The 3,495-nt window shown below is 46.4% G+C and carries 3 protein-coding genes and 1 other RNA gene; 1 reads left to right on the top strand and 3 read right to left on the bottom strand.

Translation table 11 applies throughout. The features are described from left to right. Nucleotides 1–67: 67 nt before the first annotated feature. Nucleotides 68–1,585: an IS1182 family transposase gene (locus tag ACR2PX_RS01475; RefSeq protein ID WP_433997590.1), complete on the top strand. Its 1,518-nt coding sequence runs from the start codon at nt 68–70 to the stop codon at nt 1,583–1,585. 106 nt (nt 1,586–1,691) lie between these two features. Here the strand turns inward: ACR2PX_RS01475 and ACR2PX_RS01470 are convergent, their stop codons facing one another. The 3 genes from ACR2PX_RS01470 to ACR2PX_RS01460 form a co-directional block, all read right to left on the bottom strand. Continuing rightward, nucleotides 1,692–1,976, bottom strand: coding sequence for a hypothetical protein (locus tag ACR2PX_RS01470; RefSeq protein ID WP_433997589.1), 285 nt, complete (start codon nt 1,974–1,976; stop codon nt 1,692–1,694). Between the two features lie 340 nt (nt 1,977–2,316). Further along, nucleotides 2,317–2,729, bottom strand: a transfer-messenger RNA (tmRNA) gene (ssrA, locus tag ACR2PX_RS01465). Between the two features lie 86 nt (nt 2,730–2,815). Then, a partial coding sequence (locus ACR2PX_RS01460) for a pentapeptide repeat-containing protein (protein WP_433997588.1) occupies nt 2,816–3,495 on the bottom strand: 680 nt, incomplete at its 5' end.

The following is a 3,495-nucleotide window of genomic DNA, read 5'->3' as shown; positions in this document are numbered from 1 at the left end:
CTAGGAGCCTGACCGAGAATAGGTTTATCTGTTATGATAAGCCTTAAATCAACCCTAATAATGCCAGATGTCACCACCACCAAAATTCAAGGATAGCCCTGTTGAGTTTGATCAGCACCTGCTGTTTCCAACTAACATTTTCGACTTGCTTCCTAAAGACCATGACTGTTTTGTTTACGAAGCTATCTTTCAGAACATCGATACATCTGAAGTTGAAAAACAGTATCACCACCTTGGTCAGCATGCCTACCCTCCAAAACTCATTATGGCTATTCTGATCTACGCGTACAGCCATGGGGTTTTCAGTTCCCGTGAGATTGAACGACGCTGTCGGCAAGATCTGGCATTCATGTATATCTCTCAAATGAACTGCCCAAACTTCAGGGTTCTGGGTGACTTTCGTAAGGATAATCTGTCATTTTTCCATGACTGCTTCAAACAGTCAGTCAAACTGGCTATAGACCTCGAAATGGCATCACTGGGCCATATCAGTCTGGACGGTTCAAAGTTCAAAGCCAACAGCTCAAAGCACAAAGCCATGAGCTATGGCCGACTCAAGACGAAAGAGGCAGAACTCAGTGCCGAAGTGGATGAGTTGATCAAAAAAGCCAGCCAGTATGATCAGGAAGAAGATGACGCCTATAAAGAAACAAATGGCTACAGTATTTCTGAAGATCTTCAGTTTAAAGAAGAGCGGTTGAAGAAAATCAAAGCCGCCAAAAAAGCGCTTGAAGAGCGTGAAAAATCCTTGAACCCAGGCGAGCCAATAGATGACAAAAAGCAGATCAGCTTTGCAGACCATGATGCCCGCATGATGAGCAAGAAGGGATATTGTGAGTACAGCTACAATGCTCAAATTAATGTTGATTCTGATTATCAGATCATTGTTGGCCAACATATCAGCCAACACGCCAACGACGTACAAGAGCTGGAGCCTGCGTTACAAGCATTGTCAGAAGCGACTGATGGTGCGGCTGTGGATAAATGGAGCATGGATAATGGTTATTTTTCAGGACCAAACCTGCATGTTGTTGAGCAGCATGACATAGACGCCTATATCGCTACCGATAAGCAGGAAAAGCCTGCCAATAGCGACCTTGTCAACTCTGATAGAAAATTTGTTAAAGCAGACTTTGCGTATGTTTCAGAAGCTGATGTATTTACCTGTCCTGCAGGGGAAAGACTGATAACCAATCCAGCCAGCAAAGCCAAGAGAAAGAGCTATCGGGCCAGTAAGGTTGTCTGCAGGGAGTGTCTTTATCGCTCGAAGTGCAGCGGTTCAAAGAAAGAGGCTGGCAGGGTTATCCGTACCGATAGTTTTGAGAAGACCCGTCAATCCATGAATAAGAAAATGGAAACAGCTGGGGCAAAAGCCATATATGAACGTCGCAAGGTGATTGCAGAGCCACCGTTTGGGCAGATAAAAGAATCTGGTTTCCGTGGATTCAGTCTCCGTGGCAAAGAAAAAGTAGCGGCAGAGTTTTCGCTGGTATGCACGGCGCATAACGTCAAAAAATTTGTAAATGCAGCATCGACGGGATCAGTCCGTCTTGAATATTTGAAAGGGGTTAAAAAAGCAGCATAAAGGCGGTAAAAGGCTGCCAATCTGTAAAAATGAGCAAATCACGTCGGAGATATGGATGTTTTTTGCTCATTTTGTGATTTTGGATATCTGAATAACCTATTCTCGGTCAGGCTCCTAGGGAGTCAAAGGTGTTGTACTGGGATATTCGCCTGGATCGACATTTTACTGAGTTCACAAAATCTTCGGGTGGGAACCAGCCCTGAACATCCACGGCTAGGTGAATAGCAGGATAATTGGGTACAGGACTGATCAGTAGTTTGTTGGCGATCTTGTTCAGGTATTTTTCCACTTCATCCGGTGAGCGCCGATCCAGGAACCAGGGAGAGCATTCTATTTTCAGATGGGATGAGGGCGTTTCCGGTTTGGCGTGGAACATCTTGAACAGAATCACCAAGCCAATGTCATTGTTCTGAAGTTTGTACTGATATCCTGAAGCTTTGCCTGACTTGGAGAGCAGGCAGTCCAGAAATCTTCTAGGCGTTTCTGCGAATCCGCTGAATTGGCATTGGAGTGTGTTGGCAGACCTGCGGCGGGAATTGTGAAGACTGCCCTGTAGTTCACCCTGCGGGCCAGCTGAGCCGATGAATGCTCCTGTAACATCGGCATACCGTACGTCCTGTACAAAAAGCTGTCCAAAATCGTTCCAGACGATTTTGTGAACCCGCTACGCGGTCTTAAATTCCCGTTCGGCCAATAAAAAACCCCATGTCTTGCGACATGAGGTTTTGTGTTGGTGGAGGCGGCGGGAATTGAACCCGCGTCCGCCGATTCTTAGCCTTCGGCTCTACATGCTTAGATCCGCCTTTGGATTTAACTCAATAACGACCCAGCGGTCGGGGTTTTATCAAGCGATCCTGCTAAGTTTTAGCTGGCCAGTCACAGGCATACTGGGCCTCGCGAGTCTACTTACGATGACAGTCCGAAAACCGGCCAGTAGACGAGCCGGACAGACTGGGAAACTCGTAGGGTTTAGCTACGATTAAGCTGCAAAGCGAGCTTGACCGAAGTCAGCGTCGTTAGGAGCGTCTCCAAGAGCTACCAAGTTGGCAACTATAAGGTTTGTAGTGTTTTGATTAACGAGAACCACTACGTCCTCGGCATGCACCTAAGGTTTCGATACCGTCGTCGAATCCAGATCGCCCCCGGTTCAAAACTTCTGGGATCATTTAGTTATAGGTCATCTAAAGAATTAAGACAATTTTTTATATAAAAGACTGAAGTGATGGGAGACTAGTCAACCAGCTCAATACCAAGATGGCTCAAGAGCCGAGCGGCTTCATAGCGTGTGAATTTGGCACCCTGAATCCGATTATTGTTGATATCAATGTCATACTCAGTGGCTTCAGTGAAATCCGAGCTTTCCAGATTGGTTCGGGCAAAAGTACTGCCCGTAAAGTCCGAATAGCAAAACTCACCATGATTGAGATTGGTGTCAGTGAAGTCTGCATTATGTACCTTGCACTCTCTCAGGCGTATTTCAGCCAAATGCAGGCCAAAGAAGCTGGAATCGTTGAGTATGCATTGCTCAAAGCTGATGGGGGAGGAGAGAGCCAGGTTAGGCCAGTCCGCTTTCGTCCAGTCAACGCCCACCAATTTGCACTCCTGGAAAGAGACATCATTAAGTCGGCAATATTTGAACTGAGCCAGGCTGAGATTGCACTTCTGGAAGTGGCAATCTATAAACCGGCACTTATCGAAGGTTGCCCCGCTGAAGTCACAGCCAGTGAAGGTGCAGTCGTCGAACTCTGTATCCTGAAGTTCTTGAGCGGACAGGTTCACCCCATCAAAGGGTTGGGAGAGGAACTCTTTAGTGTCGTGATCGAATTGAGTCATGGAGAGTTCCTGATTAAAGTTCTTTTTGTGGGTTAAAGGCGTTTGAATCTGCAGGCGTAGTATAAAGGCAAGAATAT

This window comes from Endozoicomonas sp. (assembly GCF_051008435.1).
GTDB lineage: Bacteria > Pseudomonadota > Gammaproteobacteria > Pseudomonadales > Endozoicomonadaceae > Endozoicomonas_A.
Note: the sequence above shows the minus strand (reverse complement) of the source record. Positions and strands in the feature narration are given on the sequence as shown.